This is a genomic window from Paenibacillus sp. FSL H7-0735 (assembly GCF_038008505.1).
Lineage (GTDB): Bacteria > Bacillota > Bacilli > Paenibacillales > Paenibacillaceae > Paenibacillus_AQ > Paenibacillus_AQ odorifer.
The window spans coordinates 5,779,661-5,806,015 of sequence record NZ_JBBOZH010000001.1 but is presented as its reverse complement, the minus strand read 5'-3'; the positions used below and the strand labels follow the sequence as shown (position 1 = coordinate 5,806,015).

The 26,355-nt window shown below is 44.7% G+C and carries 21 protein-coding genes and 1 pseudogene; 19 read left to right on the top strand and 3 right to left on the bottom strand.

The window, feature by feature from the left end; all coding sequences use genetic code 11:
• Nucleotides 1-11 precede the first annotated feature (11 nt).
• From NSS82_RS26350 to NSS82_RS26305, 10 genes are all read left to right on the top strand, one after another.
• Entirely contained in the window at nucleotides 12-1,307 is a 1,296-nt protein-coding gene (locus tag NSS82_RS26350) for an O-antigen ligase family protein (RefSeq protein ID WP_076272792.1), read from the top strand.
• Nucleotides 1,300-2,268 carry a glycosyltransferase family 2 protein gene (locus tag NSS82_RS26345; RefSeq protein WP_076272791.1) on the top strand — a complete coding sequence of 323 codons (969 nt, stop codon included), beginning with the start codon at nucleotides 1,300-1,302 and terminating at the stop codon, nucleotides 2,266-2,268. Before NSS82_RS26350 ends, NSS82_RS26345 begins: the two co-directional genes overlap by 8 nt.
• Nucleotides 2,269-2,775: 507 nt before the next feature.
• Nucleotides 2,776-3,738 (top strand): hypothetical protein, encoded by a 963-nt coding sequence (locus NSS82_RS26340; protein WP_256718534.1) that lies wholly within the window; start codon nucleotides 2,776-2,778, stop codon nucleotides 3,736-3,738.
• Between the two features lie 42 nt (nucleotides 3,739-3,780).
• The gene (rfbA, locus tag NSS82_RS26335; protein WP_036685112.1) at nucleotides 3,781-4,659 is read left to right on the top strand and encodes a glucose-1-phosphate thymidylyltransferase RfbA; all 879 of its coding nucleotides are present in this window, start codon (nucleotides 3,781-3,783) and stop codon (nucleotides 4,657-4,659) included.
• Between the two features lie 20 nt (nucleotides 4,660-4,679).
• Nucleotides 4,680-5,240, top strand: a complete 561-nt coding sequence (gene rfbC, locus NSS82_RS26330) for a dTDP-4-dehydrorhamnose 3,5-epimerase (protein WP_076129409.1) — start codon at nucleotides 4,680-4,682, stop codon at nucleotides 5,238-5,240.
• Between the two features lie 28 nt (nucleotides 5,241-5,268).
• Entirely contained in the window at nucleotides 5,269-6,264 is a 996-nt protein-coding gene (gene rfbB / locus NSS82_RS26325) for a dTDP-glucose 4,6-dehydratase (protein WP_076272789.1), read from the top strand.
• A gap of 42 nt (nucleotides 6,265-6,306) precedes the next feature.
• The gene (locus NSS82_RS26320) at nucleotides 6,307-6,912 is read left to right on the top strand and encodes a YdcF family protein (RefSeq protein ID WP_178944222.1); all 606 of its coding nucleotides are present in this window, start codon (nucleotides 6,307-6,309) and stop codon (nucleotides 6,910-6,912) included.
• Between the two features lie 841 nt (nucleotides 6,913-7,753).
• A complete protein-coding gene (hemA, locus tag NSS82_RS26315; protein WP_036685124.1) occupies nucleotides 7,754-9,151 on the top strand; it encodes a glutamyl-tRNA reductase in 1,398 nt (465 codons plus the stop codon).
• A 5-nt stretch (nucleotides 9,152-9,156) separates the two neighbouring features.
• The gene (ccsA, locus tag NSS82_RS26310; protein WP_076272787.1) at nucleotides 9,157-9,984 is read left to right on the top strand and encodes a cytochrome c biogenesis protein CcsA; all 828 of its coding nucleotides are present in this window, start codon (nucleotides 9,157-9,159) and stop codon (nucleotides 9,982-9,984) included.
• A 5-nt stretch (nucleotides 9,985-9,989) separates the two neighbouring features.
• Nucleotides 9,990-10,637 (top strand): precorrin-2 dehydrogenase/sirohydrochlorin ferrochelatase family protein, encoded by a 648-nt coding sequence (locus tag NSS82_RS26305; RefSeq protein WP_076272786.1) that lies wholly within the window; start codon nucleotides 9,990-9,992, stop codon nucleotides 10,635-10,637.
• Between the two features lie 466 nt (nucleotides 10,638-11,103).
• Here NSS82_RS26305 and NSS82_RS32740 read toward each other — a convergent pair.
• Nucleotides 11,104-11,343 (bottom strand): annotated as a pseudogene (locus tag NSS82_RS32740) (DUF1720 domain-containing protein); the annotation flags it as partial.
• 454 nt (nucleotides 11,344-11,797) lie between these two features.
• Between NSS82_RS32740 and hemC the strand changes: the two are divergent.
• Together hemC and cobA are read left to right on the top strand one after the other, a co-directional pair.
• Entirely contained in the window at nucleotides 11,798-12,751 is a 954-nt protein-coding gene (hemC, locus tag NSS82_RS26300; protein WP_076215580.1) for a hydroxymethylbilane synthase, read from the top strand.
• A 5-nt stretch (nucleotides 12,752-12,756) separates the two neighbouring features.
• Complete coding sequence (cobA, locus tag NSS82_RS26295) at nucleotides 12,757-14,304, top strand: uroporphyrinogen-III C-methyltransferase (RefSeq protein WP_076215606.1); 1,548 nt, start codon at nucleotides 12,757-12,759, stop codon at nucleotides 14,302-14,304.
• A 58-nt stretch (nucleotides 14,305-14,362) separates the two neighbouring features.
• Here cobA and NSS82_RS26290 read toward each other — a convergent pair whose 3' ends face one another.
• Nucleotides 14,363-14,812 carry a hypothetical protein gene (locus tag NSS82_RS26290; protein WP_143763176.1) on the bottom strand — a complete coding sequence of 150 codons (450 nt, stop codon included), beginning with the start codon at nucleotides 14,810-14,812 and terminating at the stop codon, nucleotides 14,363-14,365.
• Nucleotides 14,813-15,242: 430 nt separating this feature from the next.
• Between NSS82_RS26290 and hemB the strand changes: the two genes are divergently transcribed.
• The 3 genes from hemB (at nucleotide 15,243) to NSS82_RS26275 (ending at nucleotide 18,557) form a co-directional block, all read left to right on the top strand.
• Nucleotides 15,243-16,241, top strand: coding sequence for a porphobilinogen synthase (hemB, locus tag NSS82_RS26285; protein ID WP_076099453.1), 999 nt, complete (start codon nucleotides 15,243-15,245; stop codon nucleotides 16,239-16,241).
• An 82-nt stretch (nucleotides 16,242-16,323) separates the two neighbouring features.
• On the top strand, nucleotides 16,324-17,625 hold the full coding sequence (gene hemL / locus NSS82_RS26280) for a glutamate-1-semialdehyde 2,1-aminomutase (protein ID WP_370510546.1): 1,302 nt from the start codon (nucleotides 16,324-16,326) through the stop codon (nucleotides 17,623-17,625).
• The gene (locus NSS82_RS26275) at nucleotides 17,622-18,557 is read left to right on the top strand and encodes an RluA family pseudouridine synthase (RefSeq protein ID WP_256718533.1); all 936 of its coding nucleotides are present in this window, start codon (nucleotides 17,622-17,624) and stop codon (nucleotides 18,555-18,557) included. Before hemL ends, NSS82_RS26275 begins: the two co-directional genes overlap by 4 nt.
• Before the next feature lie 15 nt (nucleotides 18,558-18,572).
• On the opposite strand, the gene NSS82_RS26270 is transcribed toward NSS82_RS26275, so the two are convergent.
• Nucleotides 18,573-18,743, bottom strand: a complete 171-nt coding sequence (locus tag NSS82_RS26270; RefSeq protein ID WP_178944221.1) for a hypothetical protein — start codon at nucleotides 18,741-18,743, stop codon at nucleotides 18,573-18,575.
• 147 nt (nucleotides 18,744-18,890) lie between these two features.
• Here NSS82_RS26270 and NSS82_RS26265 point away from each other — a divergent pair, with 147 nt between their 5' ends.
• The 4 genes from NSS82_RS26265 (at nucleotide 18,891) to murC (ending at nucleotide 26,310) form a co-directional block, all read left to right on the top strand.
• Nucleotides 18,891-20,264 (top strand): LysM peptidoglycan-binding domain-containing protein, encoded by a 1,374-nt coding sequence (locus NSS82_RS26265; protein ID WP_076099454.1) that lies wholly within the window; start codon nucleotides 18,891-18,893, stop codon nucleotides 20,262-20,264.
• 581 nt (nucleotides 20,265-20,845) lie between these two features.
• On the top strand, nucleotides 20,846-23,545 hold the full coding sequence (locus NSS82_RS26260; protein WP_051491372.1) for a valine--tRNA ligase: 2,700 nt from the start codon (nucleotides 20,846-20,848) through the stop codon (nucleotides 23,543-23,545).
• A 5-nt stretch (nucleotides 23,546-23,550) separates the two neighbouring features.
• Nucleotides 23,551-24,927: a bifunctional folylpolyglutamate synthase/dihydrofolate synthase gene (locus NSS82_RS26255; protein ID WP_076272785.1), complete on the top strand. Its 1,377-nt coding sequence runs from the start codon at nucleotides 23,551-23,553 to the stop codon at nucleotides 24,925-24,927.
• Nucleotides 24,928-24,933: 6 nt separating this feature from the next.
• The gene (gene murC / locus NSS82_RS26250) at nucleotides 24,934-26,310 is read left to right on the top strand and encodes a UDP-N-acetylmuramate--L-alanine ligase (RefSeq protein ID WP_036685137.1); all 1,377 of its coding nucleotides are present in this window, start codon (nucleotides 24,934-24,936) and stop codon (nucleotides 26,308-26,310) included.
• The last annotated feature ends 45 nt before the right edge of the window (nucleotides 26,311-26,355 follow it).

Below are 26,355 nucleotides of genomic sequence, written 5' to 3'. Positions count from 1 at the left end.
AAGTGTGATTTGTGCTACATTACCAAAGCCAAAAAATAAATTATGTATTCCTATTTCCTGGATTATTGCTTTTCTTTTTTATACTTGCATTTCCTACATCACTTTATAATATAAAGATTGCTTTGCTTGTATGCGTTTTTTTTGAAATATTAATTTGGACCTTAATAAGGAAAACAATATTAATAAAAAGGAAATGGATTTTATTTGTACTTTTTGTAGAAATTGCGTCTTCTTTATTTATAGCCTTAGGTGTTTTTTTGAATGCTCCAGGAGCTATTAATTCTGCGACGGTTTTTATTGCTTGGCCGATAGTATATTTAGTTCTATTTTCGATGCTGTTTTTCGATCAGGTTCTATTTAGTCTATTTAAAGTATTTATACTTTCTCTGTTATTTATTTCAATATATTCATTTACTTATATAGGAAACGAATTAGGGGTGATTCCAAAGTTCTTGTATATAGATTTTGATTTAGGTCAATCTATAGGCTTTTATAATGGTTTTATGGAATATAGTCTTTATTCACTTAACTCTCTAATATTTTTAATTCCTTTTTGTATTTCTGGCGTTTTGGTTTGGAACCAAAGGTTCTATAACACTATTAGAGTATCAAAAAACGTAGTTTTAATTATAACTATTTTAGGTTTGATATCTGCTTTATTATCAGGGAGAAGAGGTCTTTGGTTATCAATAGTTATCGGAACCTTGATATCTTTCATATTATATTTAATGATAATGAAGCATAATAAGTCATTTTTAAAAAAAGTAAGTAAGTATGCTGTTATAATTTTACTATTAGGATTAGTAATTATACCTATTTTTAATATGTATATTGATATAAATATAAATTCCTTATGGGATAAATTTAATCTTGATATGGGTTATGAGAGAGAATCTCAACTTGAATCATTAATCAACGGTTGGATGAATAGACCTATTTTTGGGAATGGGCTTGGATCGGTTGCAAGTGTAATTCGTTCAGAAGAAATGCCATGGGCTTATGAGTTGCAATATGTTGATTTACTCTTTAAAACTGGGATTATTGGAGTGCTTATTTATACTTTGTCTGGGTTTTATATTATAAATAAACTAGTTAAAATTGCAAGAAGAGATGATGAATCTGCAATGGTTGTAATACCAATATTGACTGGATTATCAGCATTCTTGATTGCAAATGCCACTAATCCGTATTTACTCAAATTTGATTATGTTTGGTTACTTTTACTGCCGATAGGTATTATAAATCATTACTCATTAACTCAGAATGAATTGTATCATAATGGAAATGGAGGGGAGATAGATGTTTAATGACAACATTGCGATATTGTTGTCCACATATAATGGAGAAAAATATTTAGCGGCTCAATTGGAATCTTTATTGAAACAATCTTATAAGAAATGGGTTTGTTTTATAAGAGATGATTATTCGATTGATAGAACTGTTGATTTAATAGAAAAATACACTAAAGAATATCCAGATAGATTTCAGAGAGTAATTACTAGTGAAGTCAATTTAAGACCATGTAAAAGTTTCTTAGAACTATTAGTACAAGTGGATTTATCTTTTGATTACATTATGTTTTGTGATCAAGATGACGTGTGGGATGAGAATAAGGTTGATATTTCGCTTAAGGTGATGAAAGATTCTGAAAATAAGATAGGTGTTGGTACACCAATTCTAGTTCATAGTGATTTAGAAGTTGTTAATGAGAATCTTGAATTGGTTAGTAAATCGATGAAACTAGATCAGAAAGTTAATTTCGAATTTAATAAAATTAATTATTTAGTCATTCAAAATATTGTCACAGGTTGTACTATGATGATAAATAATGAATTAAGAAATCTAGTGAAAAATATTCCTAATAATGCAGTAATGCATGATTGGTGGTTAGCTATACTAGCAAGTTGCTTTGGTGAGATTGTATTCATTGATAGACCATTAATTAAGTATAGACAGCATAGTAATAACAGTATTGGTGCAAAAAAAACTAATGTTATTAATTCTATGATGAAACTAAAAAGAAATAATTTCAACAAACTTTACCATGATTATATAAATATGATGGAAAAGAGCTTTAAACAAGCAAAAGAATTTTTTGAAATTTATAAGACTGAGTTGAATCAGGAGAGTTTAGATGTCTTAGACTGTTTTTTGTCTGTTGAGAACAAAAATCGATTTAAAAGAACGTATCATTTGAGGAAATTCAATATAAAAGGACAAAATCATTTAACTAATGTATTCTATAAAACCATAATAACCATTATGTAATTTAAAGTTAATAGTGTGATGATTTTGTTATAGAATGTTGAGGGCAAAGAGTTGAATTATAAAGTTGTGAATCTCATAAAAAATTTTTCTTATACTCTATCATCAAATTTTGTTTCTTTAATCGTCTCGACTTTGGTAATATTAGTAATTCCAAAGCTTATAGGGATAAACGAGTACGGCTATTGGCAACTTTATATGTTTTATTCTTCATACGTTGGTTTCTTGCATTTTGGTTGGAACGATGGGATTTATCTAAGGTACAGTGGTAAACAATATAATGAACTGGATAAACGATTGTTTTTCTCGCAGTTTTATATGCTACTTTCACTCCAATTAATAATCGGAGTAGTAATAATTAGTATTTCAACTTTGTACGTTTTGGATGTAAACAGAGTATTTATCATTAGAATGGTGGCAGCTTGTTTATTATTAGTCAACCTTAGATTTATGTTACTTTATATCCTACAAGGTACAAACAGAATTAAAGAGTATGCACAGATAACAACGATGGATAGAATACTATACTGCTTTCTCATAATTGTATTTTTAGTTTTTGGTGTAAGAAATTATAAATTAATGATAGTAGCTGACTTGATAGGTAAATTAATCTCTTTATTGTATGCAATGTATTGTTGCAGGGATATTGTATTTCGTAGAATTTCAACTTTCTACTTTAGCTGGCGAGAAACCGCTAATAATATAAACATTGGGATAAAGTTAATGTTTGCGACTATAGCGAGCATGTTTATTATAGGGGTAATCCGTTTTGGAATAGAACGATCTTGGGATGTGTCAACTTTTGGAAAGGTATCTCTTACATTAAGTGTGTCTAATCTCTTGATGTTATTTATTAATGCTCTCGGGATAATAATGTTTCCGATTCTGCGGAGAACTGATGAAAAGAAACTGTCAAAGATTTATAAGACTATGAGAACCCTTTTAATGGTATGCTTGTTGGGTGTTCTAATAATATATTATCCATTTAAGGTAGTTCTAACAGCGTGGCTTCCACAGTATGCAGATAGTTTAAAGTTCATGGCTATTGTATTCCCCATGTGTGTTTACGAAGGTAAAACGTCACTATTGATAAATACATATCTAAAGACATTAAGAAAAGAAAAATTAATGTTAAAAGTTAATATAATAACACTAGTACTTAGCGTTATAATTACCATTTTAACTACAATAGTACTTAAAAATTTAAGCTTAGCAATAATGTCCATCGTAATTCTCTTAGCATTTAAATGTATATTCTCTGAAATTCTATTATCTAAAATACTAAGGATTTCAATCTATAAGGATATACTATTAGAATTATCTATGACCATTATATTTGTGTTGTCTGGATGGATGTTGAATTCATGGTTATCAGTTATAATATATGCCATGGCATATGTGTTTTATCTAGTTAGGAAAAGAAAAGATATTTCTAGCACAATTAAAAATGTAAAAAACTTTATAAAGATATGATATGAAACTTATATACAACTATTCAAGAGGAGTGACGACATTATGAAAGGCATTATCCTAGCAGGCGGCAGCGGTACACGCCTATACCCATTAACAATGGTCACAAGTAAGCAGCTTTTACCCATTTACGACAAGCCAATGATCTACTATCCACTATCCACATTAATGCTAGCGGGTATTAAAGAAATTCTTATTATTTCAACTCCCGAGGACACGCCTAGATTTGAAAGTTTATTAGGTGACGGTTCTCAATTTGGAATCTCATTACAATACAAAGTTCAACCAAGTCCTGATGGTTTAGCGCAGGCTTTTATTTTGGGTGAATCTTTTATAGGTGATGATTCAGTTGCCATGATCCTTGGAGATAATATCTACTATGGAAATGGAATGCGGAAGATGTTGCAACGTGCTTCTTCTAAACAACAAGGAGCAACGGTGTTCGGATATCACGTGCAAGATCCAGAGCGCTTCGGTGTGGTAGAGTTTAATGAAGAAGGTAAAGTATTAAGCGTAGAAGAAAAACCAACACAGCCAAAATCTAACTACGCAATTACTGGTCTATATTTTTATGATAACAGAGTTATTGAGATTGCTAAGAACGTTGAGGTCTCTTCACGTGGAGAATTGGAGATTACCTCCATTAATGAAGCTTACTTAAATCTTGGTGAGCTTGATGTGGAACTCCTAGGTCGGGGATTCACCTGGTTAGATACAGGAACTCATCAAAGTCTTGTCGACGCAACTAACTTTGTTCGGACTATTGAAGATCATCAAGGAATCAAGATCGCCGCTCCGGAGGAAATTGCATATATTAATGGATGGATTACTAAAGAACACTTGTGGAATTGCGGGGAGAAGTTAAGTAAGACGGGGTATGGTCAGTATTTGATGAAAGTAGCTACAGGTAAAATACAATACTAATAACTGAAAGTGTGGCAGTGATGAAAATTACAGAAACCTTATTGCAAGGCGTATTAGTCGTTGAACCGGCTGTTTTTGGGGACCACCGCGGTTGGTTTATGGAGACGTATAGCGGAGCTAAGTTTAAAGAGCATGGAATAGATATGGAGTTTGTACAAGATAACCAATCCTACTCTGCGACTAAAGGAACATTACGTGGTTTGCACTATCAATTACATCCCAAGGCACAGACGAAATTGGTTCGTTGTACACGTGGTGCTATTTTTGATGTAGCCGTAGATATCAGAAAAGGTAGTCCTACCTATAGTAAATGGTTCGGCATTGAACTGAATGCTGAGAACAAAAAGCAACTGCTGATCCCAAAAGGATTCGCACATGGATTCATGACACTAACAGAAGACGTAGAGGTTCAGTATAAGTGCGATGAGCTTTATGCCCCGGAATGTGATGGGGGTATTCTGTGGAATGATCCTTCTATTGGCATCGAATGGCCTCTTCATATTACACCGGTATTATCTGCCAAGGATGAGAAGGCGCCTTTATTAAAAGATGCTAATTTGAATTTTTTTTACAATAACTAATAAAGCTAATAGATCGGGAGTGCGTTCATTGAGTAAGCAAAAGATGCTGGTTACGGGTGGTGCCGGATTTATTGGAGGCAACTTCGTACAGTATATGGTAGATAAATATCCGCATTATGATATTGTGAATTTGGATTTGCTAACTTATGCGGGTGATCTAACGAAGCATAAGGATATTGAGTCCAAATCCAACTATCGGTTTGTTCAAGCTGATATTGCTGACCGAGAGGCAATATTGTCTCTTTTTGAGTTGGAAAAATTCGATTATGTTGTTCATTTCGCTGCGGAGAGCCATGTCGATCGCTCAATTACTGATCCTGCGATATTCGTTCGTACGAATGTTATGGGGACACAGGTACTACTGGATGCAGCTAAAAAATTCGGCATTACTAAATTCCTCCATGTCTCTACGGATGAAGTGTATGGCGAACTCGATTTTGATCCTACTGTATTTTTTACCGAAGAAACACCTTTGCAGCCTAACAGTCCTTATAGTGCTAGTAAAACGGCGTCTGATTTACTAGTCCGTGCGTATCATGAGACCTTTGGTTTACCAATGAACATAACACGCTGCTCGAATAATTACGGCCCGTATCATTTTCCTGAAAAACTGATTCCACTAACCATCTCAAGAGTATTAAACGAAGAGAAGGTTCCTGTATATGGAGATGGGAAAAATATTCGCGACTGGCTCCATGTCTGGGATCACTGTGCGGCCATTGACCTTGTCGTGCACCAAGGAGTAAGCGGTGAAGTTTATAATGTAGGTGGTCATAATGAGAGAACTAATCTTGAAGTAGTTAAGACGATTATCAGTACCTTGGGGAAATCTGAAGATTTGATTGAATTTGTAACAGATAGATTAGGACATGATAAACGCTACGCCATTGATCCAACGAAACTTGAGAATTTAGGTTGGAAGCCAACTTATACTTTTGAGACTGGAATTGCGCAGACGATCCAATGGTATATTGATAATGCTGAATGGTGGCAACAAATCCTTAGTAACGAATCGCATAAGTGATTTATGCACGACTTAACGGTTAAGAAAAGAAAAGGTAATTTAATGAATAAAAGATTGGTCCTTTTCGTTTGCTTGCTATTGTTAATTACTGGTTTATTCAGTGCAGGCCGCTTCTTAGCACTATCTGAACCTCCCAAACAATCAGATGTCATCATCGTCCTAAGCGGAGGCCAAGGTCGTGTGGAGCAGGCAGCTGAGTTATATAAAGCAGGCTATGCTCCTTATATAATTCTTTCCAATGCTAAAGAGTCAACTAGTAAATCGGGTGATATGATCCAAACCGCCCTAGCTTTAGGCATACCACAGGACGTTATTTATACCGAGAACGCGGCGGATAGCACTTATCAGAATGCCGAGTACACTCTTCCTATAATGAAAGAATACGGTTTTAAATCTGCGATTGTTGTTTCCTCTGACTTTCATATGCGGAGGGTGAAATTTCTTTTTGGTCGTATGTACAAAAAATCGGAGATCGAGCTGACATATGTGGGTTCTGCATCAGGATATAACGCTAAACGTTGGTGGAGTGACCGAAAAAGTAGAGAAACAACGTTCAACGAATATGTGAAAATGATCGGCAACACCTTTGGTTACAATGGTCCGGAGGCAAAAAGTACCCTTGATCAGATTAAGAACTGGTTTCGCTAATCTGCTGTAGAACGTTCACACTATAATCCGACAAAAACAGTTTTTTTCTTATCTTGGCTTAAGGCGCATTACGACAAACAATATTGTTTAATAGTTTTATACTTATAACTATATCAATATTATTCTCGTGGGAGAGACGCCAAATGCCAAATTACTATTTTAAAGAAATATGGACGCCTTTAAAATTAGTGAATATTCGTTTTTATCTAGATGATGAAAATCGTGTTTGGGTTAAAGTTTGGTCTAAGCATCGGCGACTTCTAAAAAGAGTAGAGTCTACTATATAATTAATATTTTTGTCCAACTTCCGAGGTGATCTCATGAGTCAAGACAATTTAGTTTGTAAATCATGTGGGAATACTACATTCGCTAAAGGCGAAATGAGCAACGGATATGCTAACGTCATGCCTATTGGGAAAGCCTTCTCTTTTGGCTCACCAGTTATCTTCACATTTTGCAAAAGGTGTGGAGAAGTAGCGTCGATAAAAGTTAAGAAACCTGAGAAGTTTTAAGTCACTTAGCAGTGACTTATTTTTTTTGGAGAACGGACTTTTTGACGATTTTAAGAACTAGTAGGCCATAATATTTCATTCTCACTTCCACAACCTTATAAATTAGCTAAAAATAACTCATCCTAACCGTAGCGAACCTACGGTTTTTTATTTATAATAATTATTATCTGGATTTCATAAAGCGTTCAAAAAATCTGTAAAAAGTCTTATTTTCGTGTGATATACTTAACACAGTGTTTTGGGATGTTGTGAAAGTGAACGGTATGTAAGATATTAATTTATATAATTGGATTTCAGCAACTTATAGAGACTAGGATGGTGAACTATCGATGCACATCGTCGTCGTTGGCCTGAATTATCGTACGGCTCCCGTGGAGGTTCGGGAACAGTTTGCTTTTGCGGAAAGTGATCTTCCGGCAGCGCTCCATCAACTGATGAAGACGAAGGGTGTGCTAGAAGGGGTCTTAGTAGCTACCTGCAACCGTACGGAAATTTATGTGGTGATGGACCGCCTTCATATGGCTGGTTATTTCATCCGCGGCTTTATGGAGCAATGGTTTGGTGTGAAAAGCGAGCAATTTACTCAGCATATGTATATTTATGAAGACGAACAGGCGATTGCGCATTTGTTCCGCGTGACCTGCGGTCTGGATTCCATGGTGATTGGGGAGACGCAGATCCTGGGACAGGTGCGGAGTTCTTTTCTCACAGCTCAGGCTGAGGGTGTAACTGGAACTTGGTTCAATCGGTTGTTCAAGCAAGCGGTGACGCTGGGCAAAAGAGCACATAGTGAAACGTCAATCGGCGAGAGTGCAGTATCTGTCAGTTATGCGGCTGTGGAGCTGGGCAAGCGGATTTTTGGCATGTTCACTGGGAAAAAAGTGCTGATTCTCGGCGCCGGCAAAATGAGCGAGCTTACCGTGAAGCATCTATACAGTAGTGGTGCGGCAGAAGTGATTGTCGCTAACCGTACGCTGTCGCGTGCGATTGAATTGGCGGAGAAGTTCTCGGGTAAGCCGAGTACGATTGAAGATGCGTTAACAACTCTAAATGAAGTAGATATCGTGATCAGCTCAACAGGAGCAGATGGGTATGTGCTCACGGCTGATAAGGTAGCACATGCTATGAAACGCCGCCCTTCGCGGCCGCTTTTTATGATTGATATTGCTGTACCACGTGATATTGATCCTGCGGCGGCAAATGTGCCGGATGTTTTTTTGTATGATATTGATGATCTGGAGGGCATTGTGGAGAACAATCTGGAAATGCGCCGAAGTGAAGCTGCGAAGATCGAAGTGATGATCAGTGAGGAAATGGATGAGTTCCAGGTGTGGCTCAAGACGCTTGGGGTAAGACCGGTGATCCGGGCACTCCAGGATAAATCGAATACGATTCATGAAGAAACGATGGAGAGTCTGTTCAATAAGCTGCCCGAGCTGGACGAGCATCAGCGGAAAGTAATCCGCCGTCTGACTAAAAGTATCGTGAACCAGATGATGCATGATCCGATCAATGTAATTAAAGAGCTGTCCGGCGGTAAGCAGGGAAATGAAGCTCTTGATTATTTTTCCAAAATCTTTGCGTTGCAGGAACAGCTCAAATCCGATTCAGATGATGGAGATATTGCCTCGGTTAAGGAGTCTAGTTCTGGAGAACGTACGGCTGGCAGCGCTGATTTTTCTGTGCCTAAGACGGCGCTTGCTCCGGCAGGCTTGCTGGGTGGGTGAATAATATGCAACTGCTGAACGGAATATATGATGCCGCTCTGCTGGTCTATGCCCTGAGCCTGCTGTTTGTTTTCTCGGATTGCCTTAAAAGGAGTCCGGGTGGGAAGCGGTTAGGCACGGGGCTTCTTGTTGTTGTAGGTCTTTTGCAAGTTGCAGGACTTGGAATTCGTTTCTCTCAGGAGAAAGGCCTGCCTATTTTCACACCTTATGATTTCTTGTTTTGGTTTGCGTTTAGTATTGTGCTGACTTCGCTTGCGGTGGCTTTTACACGTGGAGGCGAGTTTACGATTTTGCTGCTCAGTATGGCCGGGTTTAGTGTTTTTCTGCTTAATCGGGTGTGGCTGACGGCGGGTGGGCATACGCTTGAGACTTGGAGTGCGGTGTATGGCTGGCTGACGATGCATGTGATTTTGGCAAATATGAGTTTTGCAGCACTGACGTTAGGGACGGTTTTTGCAATATTGTACTTGTTCCTGCACACCAGACTCAAAAGCAAGAAATGGAGCGACCGGATCCGTCGTTTGCCGAACCTGGAGACTACAGATAAATACTCTTACACCGCTATTTTGGTGGGCACTCCTTTGCTGGGAATATCACTGGTAGTGGCTGGTTTATCTATAGTATCTGAGGGACGGATGCTTTTATTGAAGGATTTAAAAGTATTGACGACTCTTATCGGTCTTGGGATTTACATATTTTATATTATCTTTAAGAAGTCCGGGCGGAAAAGTGGAGTAAGTATGGCTCGCTGGGCGATTTTAGGATATGCTTTTATTATCTTAAATTTTCTGTTGAATTCTTGGTCTGATTTTCACGGTTGGAGCGGGGAGTGAGGGGCATGAAGCGTTATTTACCCATAATGCTGGATTGTGAAGGGCAGCACTGTGTGGTTATTGGCGGTGGTGTCGTGGCTGAACGTAAGGTGAGCGGGCTGTTGGAAGCTGGAGCGGTGGTTAAGGTGATTAGTCCTTCTTTGACAGATTCGCTTAATTCTCTAGCTGAAAAAGGTCTCCTGATCTGGATGGACCGTACTTATGCTCCCGGAGATCTCCGTGGGGCCTTTCTCGTATATGCAGCCACTAACGATAGGGCGGTTAATGAAGAGGTTGCGCGGGAGTCTAGACGGCTTGGAATTCATGTAAATGTGGCCAGCCATGCCGAAGCGGGAAACTTTATCACGCCTGGAGTGGTTCGGAGGGGACGTTTGACGGTAGCTGTATCTACTTCGGGTGCTGGCCCGCTTGCGGCAACGAAGATCAAAAATGTGCTTGAAAAAGCGCTGGATGCGGCGTATGAGCCATATTTGGATTTTGTGCATGCCATGCGAACCCGGATTAAGGAAAAAGAACCTTCTGCTGAAGTTCGTGGAAGGCTTTTGCGGAAGCTTGGGGCGCTGGATGTGTTGAACGAGATGAGCAAGGGTACCTTTATAGCGTGGAGCCCGGAGGATATGGACGCTTGGATTGCTGAGCAGCGGTTGGTGTAAAAGTGCGCATGGACACTGTAAAGATTAGAAAATTGGGTTAGATTAAGATATGAAGTGATGAGCGGTTGTTTGGGTAACCATAATGAATGGCTGAATTGGCTCGTAGTGGCTGGAATGGCGGAATGTGCGGTATAAATACTGTTGAAATCGGCTTAAGTAGCTGGGATGGCGAAATGTACTGTATAAGTACTGTTGAATTGGGTTGAAGTAGCTGGAATGGTGAAATGAACGGTATAAATCCCGTTGAATTGGGTTTAAGTAACTGGAATGGTGAAATGAACGGTATAAATCCCGTTGAATTGGCTCGTAGTGGCTAGGATGGCGGAATGTACGGTATAAATACTGTTGAATTGGGTTGAAGTAACTGGAATGGCGAAATGTACGGTATAAATCCCGTTGAATTGGGATGAAGTAGCTGGAATGGCGGAATGTGCGGTATAAATACTGTTGAATTGGCTCGTAGTGGCTAGGATGGCGAAATGAGCGGTATAAATACTGTTGAATTGGGTTGAAGTAGCTTAGAGGGTGGAATGAACGGTATAAATCCCGTTGAATTGGTTTGAAGTAGCTGGAATGGCGAAATGAACGGTATAAATCCCGTTGAATTGGGATGAAGTAGCTGGAATGGCGAAATGAACGGTATAAATCCCGTTGAACTGGGCTGAAGTAACTGGAATGGTGAAATGAACGGTATAAATCCCGTTGAATTGGGTTGAAGTAGCTAGTTTGGTGAAATGAACGGTATAAATACTGTTGAATTCGGCTGAAGTGGCTTAGAGGGTGGAATGAACGGTATAAATCCGTTGAATTGGTTTGAAGTAGCTGGAATGGCGGAATGTGCGGTATAAATCCCGTTGAACTGGGTTGAAGTAACTGGATTGGTGGAATGAACGGTATAAATCCCGTTGAATTGGACTTAAGTAGCTGTGATGGCGGAATGAACGGTAACAATGCCCTCTAAACGAGCCACAGTCGCCGAAGGAGCCAAATGAAAGGCAAGAATGCCTCAGGTTGGTGGGAGTCATCCGAAGTAGCGAATTCAAAGGCAATAATGCCTTTTTTAGAGTGAGAGTAGTTAATTGGTTAGTTTGGGTTTGGATTTCTAGTGCAAGGTTCTGTGGTGAAGAGTAAGAGGCGAACGTTACCAGGAGGAATGGACAATGCGTAAGGTTATAGTGGGGAGTAGACAGAGCGCGCTTGCGTTGACGCAAACGGGACATGTGATTGCTGATCTGGAGCGACTTAGCGAGGAGCATGGTTTTGGATTTACTTTTGAAGTGAAAAAGATCGTCACCAAAGGTGACCGCATTCTTGACGTTACTTTATCCAAGGTAGGCGGCAAAGGGTTGTTCGTGAAAGAAATCGAGCAAGCGATGCTGGAAAAAGAAATCGACATGGCGGTGCACAGCATGAAGGATATGCCATCCGAGCTACCGGATGGGTTGATCAATGGTGCTGTGCCGAAGCGTGTCGATCCGCGTGATGTTTTGATCTCTAACGGAGGCGTCTCGCTAGACGAGCTGCCTCAGGGTGCACGCGTAGGCACAAGCAGCCTACGCCGATCCAGCCAGCTCGCTGCGCTGCGGCCTGATCTGGTCATTGAGCCCGTGCGCGGCAACATTGACTCGCGGCTGCGCAAGCTGGAGAGCGGCGAATACGACGCAATCCTGCTGGCAGCGGCGGGGCTGTCGCGCATGGGCTGGCAGGATCGCGTGAGCGCCTACCTGCCGCCGGAGGTTTGCCTGCCCGCTGTAGGGCAGGGCGCACTCGGCATCGAGTGCCGCGCAGATGACGCTGAACTGCGGAAGCTGCTGGCATTATACAACGATGCCGATACGGCATTGACGGTAGCCGCGGAGCGCACGTTCCTTGGCGTGCTAAACGGCGGCTGCCAAGTGCCGATTGGTGCTCATGCGGTGCTTGACACAGCCGCCAAAGCTGCTACCGCTGAGCACAAAGTAATCTCGTTAACGGGGATGGTGGGAACACCGGACGGTTCAACGATTTTGAAAGAAACTTGCACGGGGATTGACCCGGTACAGCTCGGCGAAGAAGTCGCTAAAAAGCTGATTGCAAGAGGAGCGGAGAAGATTCTGTCAGACGTTAGGGGATGAGTGGATTGACGGGGAAGGTTTATTTGGTAGGTGCAGGTCCCGGGGACGCAAAGCTGATTACTGTGAAAGGCCTCGAGTGTATCCAAAAAAGCGACGTGCTGGTGTATGATCGCTTGGCAAGTCCTAGATTGCTGAAATGCATGAAACCCGGCGGGGAGAAGATTTATGTAGGTAAGCTGCCGGATCGCCACACGATGAAGCAGGAAGAGATTAATCAATTGTTAGTTGATTTGGCTTTACAGGGGAAAACAGTGGTGCGGCTTAAGGGTGGGGACCCTACGATTTTTGGCCGGGTGGGTGAAGAAGCGGAGCTGCTGCGCAAAAATGGGATCTATTACGAAATCGTACCAGGCATCACGTCAGCGATCAGTGTGCCTGCCTATGCGGGTATACCTGTTACGCACCGCGATCATGCCTCTTCCCTCTCGATTATCACCGGGCATGAGAGTCCGGATAAACTGGATCATTCCATTCATTGGGATAAAGTAACGAACGCCACGGGAACGTTAGTGTTTCTGATGGGCGTAGCTAAAATAGGTTATATCAGCGCTCAGCTGATCAAGCACGGGCGGCCGCCAGAAACACCAGTGGCACTTGTGCGCTGGGGCACCCGCGCGGATCAGGAGACGCTGACGGGAACCCTCGCCGATATTGAGGCGAAGGTGAAGGCGGCGGATTTTCAGCCGCCGGCAGTCATCGTCGTCGGTGACGTGGTGCTGCAGCGTGAGCAGCTGAAGTGGGTCGAGGCGATGCCGTTATTCGGCAAACGCATCGTGGTGACACGGGCTCGCAGCCAAGCAAGCGAGCTGGTGGATAGAATTGAAGAACTCGGCGGGGAACCCTACGAGTTCCCGGTGATCGAGACGATCATGCCGGAAGGGGCAGAGAAGAAGGCGAAGATTGCAGCGGCGTTTGGCGCGCTGGAATCGTACGACTGGGTATTCTTCACTAGCCCGAACGGCGTGGAGTTTTTTTGGCGCCACTTGGCGGAGCTGGGGGCGGACATTCGCGGGCTACACCGCGCGCGTATTGCAGCGGTGGGGCCAGGCACAGCCACCGCGCTGGCTCAGCGCGGGGTGATCGCTGAGGAACTTCCGGCGAAGTTTCAGGCGGAAGGTCTGATTGAGACGTTCGGTCCCCAGCTGCTGCCGGGGCAGAACGTGCTATTGCCGCGCGGCGATCTGGCGCGGGACTGGCTGCCGGACAAGCTGAGAGAGCTTGGCCTTCAGGTGACAGACGTGGATACTTATGAGACGGTTGTCACTGGTGAGGATGACGACGAGTTGTTGAAGCTGCTAGAGGAAGGTCGCGTACACGCGGTAACCTTCACCAGCTCGTCAACCGTGCGTAATTTCATACACATCCTGAAACGGATGGGACTTGAAGATCCGCTCCCGCTACTTGCAAACGTGAAAATCGCCTGCATCGGCCCGTTAACGGAGCAGACTGCGGTAGACGCGGGACTGACACCGGGACTCTTGCCTGAAGAGGCAACCATAGATGGTTTGGTGCAGGAGCTCTGCCGCTGGAATGCGGAGACTCAGCTGCAGTAGCGCTCGGATCGAGGATAGAACGAAGCAATAGTTTACTGGTGAGCTTGGCTTGTTTAGCTTACTTTCTGGTGGGAAGGTAGAAGCTGATTACTCTGCGGGGAGAGTAGTAGCTGTTCAACGGAGAAAGGCAGTGCCTGCTTAGAAATATAGCGCTCAGCTTATAATTAGTTACATTACAGGCTAGAGTTTTGTTCGTAGTTACTAAATAGTTCGTAGTTACATGTGAGTTCGTAGTTACTAAATAGTTGGTGGTTACATGTGAGTTCGTAGTTACTAAATAGTTGGTGGTTACATGTGAGTTCGTAGTTACTAAATAGTTGGTGGTTACATGTGAGTTCGTAGTTACTGAATAGTTGGTGGTTACATGTGAGCTGGTAGTTGCTAAATAGTTGGGTTTACGTGTGAATTGGTAGTTGAGTCTGCGCTTACATTTACTAATTGCATGTGTTGGTTTGCTCGCCGTTATATCTACGCTCAAAAGTGCCACATCGCAACCTTCAAGTAACATATAAATTGAACTCCGAAAGTAGTTACTTATGGAGTTCGGAGTATAATATTTGGTTGTAAACTAACTGGTATGTAGAGAATATGCAGTAGGTTAATGTGATCAGATCTGCTTGAATTTTAGTTTTAGTTGTACTTCATACAATTAAATTTCCTATATATCAGCTAAAGTCGAGTTTAGTTGTAGTATGTACAATTAAATATCCGCTAAATGAGGAATCTTCGCTCTTTTGTAATAAATAACTGTAGAGAATGCAACTAAAGCTTACAATTAGGACAAAACATCGAGATAGTTGCACAAACTACAACTATACGCAGTTAGCCAGTGGTCGGCGGTTTGGTTGCGGCTAATTTGGACTTGGCTGCGGCTAGTTGTGGTTTGCTGCCAGACACATAATTTGGTTTTATATTTTATTTTTCAGGAGGATGAACAAATGAGCTTTCCAATTACACGTCACCGCCGTTTGCGCGGTTCTGCTGGAATTCGTGGCATGGTGCGGGAGACGATACTGAATGTGCTGGATATGGTACAGCCTATTTTTGTGACTCATGGAACAGGTGTGAAGAATGAGATTAGCTCGATGCCGGGCGTGTATCATTTTTCGCTGGATACGTTAAAAGCAGAAGTGGACGAGATCGCCGCACTAGGCATCCCGGCTGTATTGTTGTTCGGGATTCCTGAGACGAAGGATGCTATCGGTTCTTCCGGTTTTGCAGAGGATGGAATTGTGCAAGAGGCTACTCGCTTGATCAAGCAGTGGTACCCAGAGCTGTTGGTCGTTGCAGATACCTGCCTTTGTGAATTTACGGATCACGGACATTGTGGAATGGTGCATACGCATACGGTGAATGGTGTGGTACATGGCGATGTTATCAACGATGCTTCGCTGGAGCTTTTGACTCGTACGGCGGTATCCCAAGCAAAAGCTGGAGCAGATATTATCGCCCCTTCCAACATGATGGATGGATTCGTTCACGCGATTCGTGCGGGACTTGATGAGAACGGTTTTGAGCATGTGCCGATTATGTCGTATTCGGTCAAATATGCTTCGGCATTTTATGGCCCTTTCCGCGAAGCAGCGGATTCAGCGCCACAATTCGGGAATCGCAAAACGTATCAAATGGACCCTGCCAATCTGCGAGAAGCGCTCCGTGAAGCAGAATCCGATGTGTTGGAAGGCGCGGATATGTTAATGGTGAAGCCAGCTCTGGCTTACCTAGATGTGATTCGTACGATTCGTGATCAGTTTGATCTTCCTTTGGTGGCTTATAATGTGAGTGGAGAATATTCCATGGTAAAAGCAGCGGCATTACAAGGCTGGATCGACGAGCAAGCCGTTGTGCTGGAAATGCTGACGGGCATGAAACGCGCTGGTGCGGACATTATTATTACTTATTTTGCAAAAGATGCAGCCCGCTGGCTGCGCGGCTAATCTTCATCACACCGACATCGCGGCAGCTAATATATGTTTGTACAAGCTTGTGTAACCAAGAAGAGAATAGGAGTGAAGATACATGAGTAATGTGCCAATGGCGCGTAAAGAGGAAGCGTCCCGGAAGGCTTTTGATGAAGCAAAACAATATATTCCCGGCGGGGTGAACAGCCCTGTACGGGCGTTTAAATCCGTAGGTCTGACTCCGATTTATGTGGATCATGGGATAGGTTCGCGTATTTTTGATATCGACGGCAACAGCTTTATCGACTATGTGCTCTCATGGGGTCCGCTGATTATGGGTCATGCGCATCCTGAGGTTGTGAAGGCATTGCAGGAGACGGCGGTAAAAGGGACAAGCTTTGGCGCTCCAACGCTACTCGAAACGGAAATGGCAAAAACTGTTGTTGAACGAGTGGCATCTGTAGATATCGTGCGCATGGTTAACTCTGGAACGGAAGCTACGATGAGCGCGATTCGTTTGGCACGTGGTTACACTGGGCGCAGCAAAATCTTGAAATTTGAAGGCTCCTACCACGGTCACGCCGATAGTCTGCTTATTAAGGCTGGCTCTGGTGTAGCTACATTGGGCTTGCCGGATAGCCCGGGTGTCCCAGAAGGCGTTGCAATGAATACCATTACGGTTCCTTACAATGATTTGGAGTCCACTCAGATTGCTTTCGAACGTTTTGGCAATGAGATTGCCGCAGTGATCGTAGAGCCGATTGCCGGCAACATGGGCGTTGTTCCACCGCTTCCAGGCTTCCTGGAAGGGCTTCGTAAATTAACTTCTGACAATGGTTCGCTGCTTATTTTTGATGAGGTTATGACAGGCTTCCGTGTTAATCGTGGCTGTGCTCAAGGCTTGTTCGGGATTACTCCGGATATTACTTGTTTTGGCAAAGTTATCGGCGGCGGACTTCCAGTGGGTGCTTATGGCGGCAAAAGAGAGATCATGGAGCAAATCGCTCCTACTGGACCGATTTATCAGGCGGGCACACTTAGTGGTAATCCATTGGCGATGGCAGCCGGATATACTACGCTCAAGCTGTTGACCCCGGAAGTATATGATCGTCTGGAACAATTGGGTGCACGTCTGGAAGCGGGTTTGAAAAAGAATTCAATTGAGACTGGCATTCCGCTCACGATCAACCGGGTAGGATCAATGGTTTGTCCATTCTTCACTGAAGGACCTGTAATCAATTTTGAAACGGCTAAGACGAGTGACACGGATCTTTTCCGTCGTTATTTTGGTCATATGGTGAGCCAAGGCATCAGTGTGCCACCTTCACAGTTTGAGGGTATGTTCGTATCGGCTGCACATAGTGAGCAGGATATTGATGATACCATTGAGGGCCATTATAATGCCCTGAAGGCCCTTTGAGCATCGGAGCCGGAGAAACAACCGGTGGTGGCGCTTGGACTCGGCGTGGAGAATGGCTGGAGGTAACACCCGGCAAAATCATTACTGGAGCTGAGGATACGCAGGCGACGATTGATAAGTGGCTGCTAGAAACTGTGTGCATGCCCGAGAAACTTCATCTGCGGTTACGCCGCGAGGGAGGTATTCAGTGGAAAGGTGACCGGCTTCGGCTGGCACTTTTTCCCGATCGTGAAGCGGGGATTGAACCGATATGGGAAGAGCTTGAGGTGCTGTACGAGGATGATTTTTGCCTGGTAGCTCATAAACCAGCTGGGATGGCGGTTCATCCAGATGGCAGTGGAACAGGTGTAACTCTGGATCACCTCGTAGCTGCACATTATATCACTTCCGGCGAGAGTGTGGCTGTGCGCCATATTCACCGCTTGGACAAAGATACAACGGGTCCGGTGATGTATGTGAAAAATGAGTTCGCACAGTTAGTTCTGGACGAGAATATGCGTGAAAAAAGCATCTCGCGACACTATGCCGCGATCGTTGAAGGCATCGTGCCGCCTGCGCTTAAGGTGATCGATGCCCCGATTGGGCGCGACCGGCATCACGCTGCGCGCAGACGGGTCTCGCCCGGCGGACAATCTGCCGTGACGCGAATCATCGAGCGCGAGGCACTGCATGGCGGAAGCCTGGTGCATGTGCAGCTGGAGACTGGGCGGACGCATCAGATTCGCGTCCATCTCAGCCATATGGGTCATCCCTTGTATGGGGATGAACTATATGGCGGCCCGATTTGGGCTTCCAGCGCTGCCGGCCGCCATGCCCTGCATGGCGAGTCGTTGTCCTTCCGCCATCCTTGGAGCGGAGAACAGCTGGAAGTCAGCGATCCGTGGCCGGAGGATATGCTGCAGCTGCGAGAGCTGCTGTCTGAAGCACCCTGACGGATACGTAAGCAACTAAAGAACAGTAGAATCAGCAAAAGCTGGTTCTGCTGTTCTTTTTCTATTTTTTTTCAGAAAAAAAACATCTATCCATGTCTTATTAATAAAAGCAGCATATAATACTTTGTTCTTACGAAGTAGTGCATCTATCAGCAGGCTGAAGGTTCGGTGAGCTATTAAATTCATGAAATTTATTAGCATCCTGTCCGGTTAGTACTACCAAAGTTGTCATGCCTCTCTGTTTGAAGCATATACATGTGGGGAGTAACATTTTGGGCTTATGCTCTGGGCCTGTCTCAGGGTTAGATTATGCCAAGAAGGAGGACATATCCCGTGTTTGATCAGTCCCACGGCTTGCGGTTTGATATTTACGAACGCATTCACCTTTCGGAAGAGCTTCCGGGAATAGCTGAGCTGGAGGAGGTTGAACTACTTCCGGAAATTCAGGTGATTCAGCGGGAGGATCGGGCCGAGTTATATGGTCAGCTGTTGCTTACCGGGCTTTACCGGAGTGAAGATGACCGAACACAACGTCTGGAGCATGCCATTCCCGTCGAAATCACTGTTCCGCTTACACGCGTCAGCTCGATTGAAGATATTGGGGTGGAGATCGAGAATTTTGATATTGATCTGCTCACGATGCGCACTGTGAATATAACAGGCGTACTATCGCTGCGGGGGATCGGTAGTACGGATCCTCAACCTCAACCGGCCTGGCAGCAAGAGGAGTATACAGTCGCCTATTCTCCTGTTAATGATGACAGGGTGATAGAAGCAACTGCTGAGCACCAAGAACACGAAAATGATACCCTTTATGAAAATTCACAGTGGACCTTTGGTGAAGATGCATCACAGGTTGCTGTAGAAGAACATGAACAGGCCGATGCGGCTGAGGACGCACAGGAGTTACTAGTCTCAAGCGGAGCGGCTCATACGTCCCCTGTAGTCAATTTCTCATCCGCTCAGGAGAAGGACAAGGGCGCAAAAGCCCGGACACATAGTCTAGAGTCACAAGCAGAGGATGCCAAAGCGGGTTTATCCGATTACTGGTTTAAAGCCGAGCCACAGATCAAGGAAGCTGAAGTGTCCCAGCTGAATCAAGCAAGTTATGTGAGCGAAGAGAAGCAGCAGCCGGAAGAGGAATATTCTTTTGCTTCTAGAGAGACCGTTGTTCCAACGGCTAGTGCAGAAGCGAATCAAGATATACCTGTATTTGCTTCTGAGAGTGAGGCTAATCATGAGCTTCATGAACAGGATGAGAATGCTGAACCCATCCATGAGAATGCGAACGAAGTTTTTGTTTCACAGGAAAGTGTGCTTCCTCATGAAGAGAAACAACAAGATCTTAAGATCGCCTTGGGCAGTAAAAAAGAAGCAGAGGTTCCGGAAAAAGAACATCTCACCTTCTCCTCTTTACTAAGCTCCAGTCGTGTCCGTAAAGAGCAGGAAGCTCTGCAGTCGGAAGGAAACACATCTGCAGCAGTGGACGTTCCAGAGGTTGGTAATAATACGGAATGGAAGAGCAGATTCATTGCCAGCGCGGACGGAGCTAACATGTTCCGCAAAGTTCGGCTGTGTATTGTACAGCGTGAAGAAACACTGGATACCATTGCAGAGAAGTATCAGCTAAGTGCGCGGGAGCTGGTGATGTATAATCGCTTGTCCGGGCAGAGTGTAGAGGAAGGCCAAGTGTTGTACATCCCGTAATCGAATCGTGATGCGTACACAAATGAATAGGTGAATCCCGATCAGGTATTAGGGTCGGGATTTTTGCTGTTTCATTGTTGGAATGAATGCTTCAGAAGAAATAAGTCGAAATTCAGCCTAAAGTCCCGCTGCAAAGGCGTATCCAGGTTGACTAGGGGGGGCTCAAAATGTATTATGGAGTAAGCAATATCTAAGTAAAGACTGGGAACGGGAAGAGTAGGCGGTCAGCCCTTCAGAGAGCGGAATTGCAAGTGCTGTGACATTCCGTAGGAAACAGCCCCCGAAGTCGCCCCGGAGTCGCCCTTCTGAGCTTATCTTCATATCTATGAAGGATAAGTTAGGTTGTGGCCGGTAGCAGCCGTTATCTGTACGAGTGTCGCGCTAAGCTTCTGAATCCGTTGGGTAAGAAGTGTAGTTTTATTTTTCATTGGCGCGAAACAAAGGTGGTACCGCGAAAGAATGACCTTTCGTCCTTTGAGACGAGGGGTCTTTTTGTTTTTTTCAGAGACCTGTGCGCTCTATACAGCAACTTTATTAACAACTATAAGCAACTACAAGTAAACTAGTGGAGGTATCAGAGAATGGCTGACCAAAACCATCTAACAGCGGCAGATGCTGCCGCTACGAATGAATCTAAAAACGAGATGCCAACAACGTATGATCCGAAGGCAGCAGAACAGAAGTGGTATTCCTACTGGACAGAGGGCGGATATTTCCGTGCAGGCCAGCGTCCGGATGCTCAAGCCTATAGCATTGTGATCCCGCCACCAAACGTAACAGGAATGCTGCACATCGGGCATGCGCTCGATTTCACATTACAGGATATCCTGATTCGTACCAAACGGATGCAGGGCTTCGATACGCTTTGGTTGCCAGGTACGGACCACGCAGGTATTGCAACACAAACGAAGGTAGAGCAGAAGCTGCGCGAGCAGGGGATTTCCAGACATGACCTCGGACGTGAGAAGTTCCTGGAGCAGGTGTGGGATTGGAAAGACAAATACGCAAACACCATTCATGAGCAGTGGGCTAAAATGGGACTTTCCCTTGACTACTCCCGCGAGCGTTTTACCCTCGATGAGGGTTTGTCGAAGGGAGTTCGCGAGGTATTTGTTAAGCTTTATAATAAAGGCTTGATCTACCGCGGTAAACGTATCATCAACTGGGACCCGGCGGCTCGTACGGCGTTGTCGGATATCGAGGTTGAATATAAGGAAGTTAACGGTCATCTGTACCATCTGCGTTACCCACTTAAAGATGGCAGCGGACATATCACTGTAGCGACCACACGTCCGGAGACGATGTTGGGTGATACGGCAGTTGCTGTTCATCCTGAGGATGATCGTTATAAAGATCTGATTGGCAAAACGCTGATCCTGCCGATTATCGGCCGGGAGATTCCAATTATCGCTGACGAGTATGTAGATAAAGAGTTTGGCAGCGGTGCGGTTAAGATCACGCCAGCTCATGATCCAAATGACTTCGAGGTAGGTCAACGTCATAATCTGCCGCAGATCAACGTAATGGATGAGAGCGGCACAATGAACGAAGAAGCAGGACCTTACCAAGGTCAAGACCGGAGTGAATGCCGTAAGGCCATCACAGCGGATCTGAAGGAGCAAGGCGTTCTGATCTCCATTGAAGATCATGTGCATCAAGTTGGACACAGTGAACGTTCAGGAGCGGTTGTTGAGCCGTACCTGTCCACACAATGGTTCGTGAAGATGCAGCCGCTCGCCGAAGCTGCCATCAATGCACAGAAGGATGGTAATGGGGTTAACTTTGTACCTGAACGGTTCGAAAGAACCTACCTGAACTGGATTGAAAACGTACGCGACTGGTGTATTTCCCGTCAGCTTTGGTGGGGACATCGTATTCCGGCTTGGTATTCTGAATCTACCGGTGAGCTGGTTGTGGCGAATGATGAGGAAGAAGCGCGCCGGATCAGCGGCCTAACCGACCTGAAACAGGACGAGGATGTTCTGGATACTTGGTTTAGCTCCAACCTCTGGCCGTTTGCAACCCTAGGCTGGCCGAATGAAGACAGCGCAGATTTCAAACGTTACTATCCGAACGATGTGCTCGTAACGGGCTACGATATTATTTATTTCTGGGTAGCGCGGATGATCTTCTCGGCACTGGAATTCACTGGAGAGAAACCATTCTCCGACGTATTGATGCATGGTTTGGTACGGGATGCTGAAGGACAAAAAATGTCCAAATCACTCGGCAACGGTGTAGATCCGCTCGAGGTTATCGAGAAGTACGGCGCAGATGCTATGCGTTATATGATTTCTACCGGCAGCACAGCGGGTCAGGATTTACGCTTCCGCTGGGAAAAGGTAGAGCAGGCGCGTAATTTCGCTAATAAGATCTGGAATGCGTCACGCTTCGCCCTTATGAATCTTGAAGGAGTTAGCTTCGAGAATATTGACATTACTGGTGAGCTAAGTACGGCTGACCGTTGGATTTTGCACCGCCTGAACGAAACTTCTCGTGAAATTACGCGTCTAATTGACTCGTACGAGTTCGGCGAGACCGGCCGCCAGCTGTACAACTTCATTTGGGACGATTTGTGTGACTGGTATATTGAGTTCGCGAAGCTGTCGCTTTACGGAACGGATGCCGCAGCCAAAGCGAAGACACAGTCCGTACTTGCTTATGTACTCGACCGCACGATGCGCTTGATTCATCCGTTTATGCCGTTTATTTCGGAGGAAATCTGGCAGCATCTGCCGCATGAAGGAGAGACAATTACTCTGGCTGCATGGCCTGAGTATGATGCTGCTCTGGAGAACCCGCAAGCGGTAGCGGAAATGAACCTGCTGATGGATGTAATCCGGGCAGTTCGTAATATCCGTGCTGAAGTGAACGTACCGATGAGCAAGAAGGTTGAATTGATTATTAAAGCGAGCAATGAAGAAACGCTGAGCATCATTACTCGTAACGACAACTACATTGGACGTTTCTGCAATACCTCTTCTTTCGAAGCTGGTCTGAATCCGGAAACGCCAGACAAGGTAATGTCCGCTGTAGTAACGGGAGCGGAACTGCTTCTGCCTTTGTCGGGGCTAATTGATATTGAACAAGAAATCGCTCGTCTGGAAAAAGAAGTGCAGACGCTGAACAGCGAAGTAGAACGCGTAGAGAAAAAGTTGAGCAATCAGGGCTTCGTAGCCAAAGCTCCCGCAAAAGTTATCGAAGAGGAGCAGGCGAAGCAGGCAGATTATTCTGCCAAACGTGAGAAAGTACTTGCCCGCATAGCAGAGCTGAGAGGATAAGAGACATGGATGACCTAAATCGGGGCGGGAGCACCGCCCCTCTTGCGACATATACCGAAGCGGTTAACTGGATCAAGGGCCTGATTCCTTTTGGAATCCGGCCAGGTTTAGACAGAATTGAGATGTTGATGGACAAGCTGGGAAACCCGCACCGTCGGCTGAAATTTATTCATGTGGCGGGTACCAACGGCAAAGGCTCCACCTGTGCTTTTTTGACAAGCGCACTTTTGCAAAGCGGCTATTCTGTCGGCACCTTCACGTCTCCGTATATTACGAAGTTCACGAACAGGTTCCAATATAATAATACGGACATTCCTGAAGAAACTCTTCTTGAGCTAGTGAATACCCTTCGTCCTTTGGTAGATGAGATTGCAGAAACGGAATTTGGCTCACCAACGATGTTTGAGGTAACTACAGCTGTGGCCATTCTATTTTTTGCGGGTGTTTCTTGTCCGGATGTTGTCGTATGGGAGACTGGGCTTGGGGGAAGGCTGGATGTAACGAACATCGTTACTCCGATCGTGTCGGTGATTACAAATGTCGGCCATGACCATATGGATATTTTGGGTGATACGCTTGAGAAGATTGCAATGGAGAAGGCCGGAATTATCAAACCCGGTGTACCCGTTGTTAGCTGCGTAAATCAACCGGAAGTCGTGGCTGTACTCAAGGAGAAAGCGGCGGCTTGCCGCTCTACTCTTTATCTTGCCGGAGAAGATTTTAGCTATGAAGCTACTGGAATCCATGCGGATGTGCAGACTTTTAACTTTAAGGGTCCCTTCCGTTCGCTTGAACTTGGGATTGTGATGAAAGGCGAACACCAGATTAGCAATGCAGCAGGAGCCATGATGGTTCTTGAAGTTTTGCGCCAGTATATGGCGTTCATGCTAGAGGATGAAGATGTTCTGGAAGGATTGCGTCATGCATTTTGGGCTGGAAGGCTGGAAGAGGTAAGTAAATCTCCGAGGATTGTACTGGATGGAGCACATAATCCGGAAGGCGCGGAGAGCCTTGCCAAAAGCCTGCCACAGCTCTATAAATACGGTAAATTAAATTTACTTATGGGAATGATGGCAAATAAGCATCATGAATCCTACTTTAAGCATATACTGCCTATAGTGGATACGCTCATCCTGACCGAACCGGATTTCCAGAACAAAATGGACGCGGAGCATCTGCAGGTTATCGCAGAAAGTCTGCGGGATAAATATGCCAAGGAAAACTTGGTAATCATAGTAGAACATAATTGGGGAAAAGCGCTGCAACAACTGAAGTCGATTACAGCGGAGGATGACCTTGCCGTCGTATCTGGTACGCTGTATTTGATTTCTGACGTGCGCGGTACACTTTTGCAGCAACCCGATACTGAAAAAGGCTGGTGACGACTGTTGGATACTACTGAACGTGTGCATTTTATAGGGATCGGCGGCTACGGTATGAGCGCGATTGCCCGAGTAATGCTAGAAATGGGATATACGGTTACGGGCTCCGATGTGGCTGCCCAAGAATTGACGGATAAATTGATTGCTAAAGGTGCCAAAATTTATATTGGGCATACAGCAGAACAAGTAAAAGGTGCGGATCTGGTCGTGTACTCTACGGCTTTGTCCAGCGATAATGTGGAATGGGTGGAAGCAGAGCGTCTTAAGATTCCAATTCTGCACCGCTCACAAATGCTGGCTCGTTTATTGAACGAACGTAAAGGGGTAGCCGTTGCCGGAGCGCATGGTAAAACAACTACCTCCTCCATGATCGCGCTTGTAATGGAAGAGTGTGAAGTTGATCCTACGTATATTATCGGCGGAGAGATTATGAATGTCGGTACGAATGCAAAGGCAGGACAAGGCGATTATGTAGTGGCGGAAGCGGATGAGAGCGATGGCTCTTTCTTGCACTATCATCCTTGGCTTGGAATTGTCACGAATGTGGAAGCAGATCACTTGGAGAATTACGGCGGAGATTTTAACCGTCTCAAGGCTGCTTACGTACAGTTTATGAACCAGACACGTGAAGACGGCACTGCGATTGTGTGTGCAGATGACGAGAACGTGATTTCTTTATTGCCTGAAGTGTCAGGTAAGGTGATTACTTACGGCATCAAGTCGAAGACAGCAGATTATATTGCAACAGACATCGTTCTTGGCGACCGTCAGGTTTCGTATACGATGAACCATAATGGCGTAGTATTGGGACAAATTGAACTGTCCGTGCCAGGTCAGTACAATCTGTATAACTCAATGGCTGCGGTTATCGCTTGTTTGAAATCAGGAATCTCTTTTGAGAAAATCGCTGAAGCGATTGTGAAATTCCATGGTGCGAAGCGCCGTTTTCAAGTGCTCGGAGAAGTCGATGACATTCTGGTCATCGATGATTATGCGCATCACCCAACTGAAATTCAGGCGACAATCAGTGCTGCTAAGGCAACGGGGAAACGGATTATTGCCGTATTCCAGCCTCAGCGGTATACACGTACGTTCTTCCTGCTAGATGCCTTCAGCCGCGCCTTTAGCGAAGCAGATGAAGTGATCATTACCGACATCTACTCTCCGGCAGGTGAGAAGCAGATTGAGGGGGTTACATCTGCGAAGCTGGTTGAGCTTATTGTGCAGAACAGTAACGCTGGCGCAAGACATCTGCCAACCAAAGAAGATGTGCTTGCTGATCTGAAACCTCGTATTGCCCCAGGTGACCTGGTGATTACGATGGGCGCAGGCGATATCTGGAAGGTTGGATACGCATTGGCGGACGGCTTGAAGAAGCGTTAATACAAACACAGGCCTACACGAGAATATTCATATTCTCTTGACCAT

Coding starts and splice junctions, on each gene's coding strand:
- NSS82_RS26305 (WP_076272786.1), top strand. CDS start 9,990: ATGAAGCGTTATTTACCCATAATGCTGGATTGTGAAGGGCAGCACTGT.
- NSS82_RS26320 (WP_178944222.1), top strand. CDS start 6,307: ATGAATAAAAGATTGGTCCTTTTCGTTTGCTTGCTATTGTTAATTACT.
- hemL (WP_370510546.1), top strand. CDS start 16,324: ATGAGTAATGTGCCAATGGCGCGTAAAGAGGAAGCGTCCCGGAAGGCT.
- NSS82_RS26270 (WP_178944221.1), bottom strand. CDS start 18,743: ATGAATTTAATAGCTCACCGAACCTTCAGCCTGCTGATAGATGCACTA.
- NSS82_RS26340 (WP_256718534.1), top strand. CDS start 2,776: ATGGATAGAATACTATACTGCTTTCTCATAATTGTATTTTTAGTTTTT.
- rfbA (WP_036685112.1), top strand. CDS start 3,781: ATGAAAGGCATTATCCTAGCAGGCGGCAGCGGTACACGCCTATACCCA.
- hemB (WP_076099453.1), top strand. CDS start 15,243: ATGAGCTTTCCAATTACACGTCACCGCCGTTTGCGCGGTTCTGCTGGA.
- NSS82_RS26260 (WP_051491372.1), top strand. CDS start 20,846: ATGGCTGACCAAAACCATCTAACAGCGGCAGATGCTGCCGCTACGAAT.
- rfbC (WP_076129409.1), top strand. CDS start 4,680: ATGAAAATTACAGAAACCTTATTGCAAGGCGTATTAGTCGTTGAACCG.
- ccsA (WP_076272787.1), top strand. CDS start 9,157: ATGCAACTGCTGAACGGAATATATGATGCCGCTCTGCTGGTCTATGCC.
- hemC (WP_076215580.1), top strand. CDS start 11,798: ATGCGTAAGGTTATAGTGGGGAGTAGACAGAGCGCGCTTGCGTTGACG.
- hemA (WP_036685124.1), top strand. CDS start 7,754: ATGCACATCGTCGTCGTTGGCCTGAATTATCGTACGGCTCCCGTGGAG.
- NSS82_RS26290 (WP_143763176.1), bottom strand. CDS start 14,812: ATGTTACTTGAAGGTTGCGATGTGGCACTTTTGAGCGTAGATATAACG.
- NSS82_RS26345 (WP_076272791.1), top strand. CDS start 1,300: ATGTTTAATGACAACATTGCGATATTGTTGTCCACATATAATGGAGAA.
- NSS82_RS26255 (WP_076272785.1), top strand. CDS start 23,551: ATGGATGACCTAAATCGGGGCGGGAGCACCGCCCCTCTTGCGACATAT.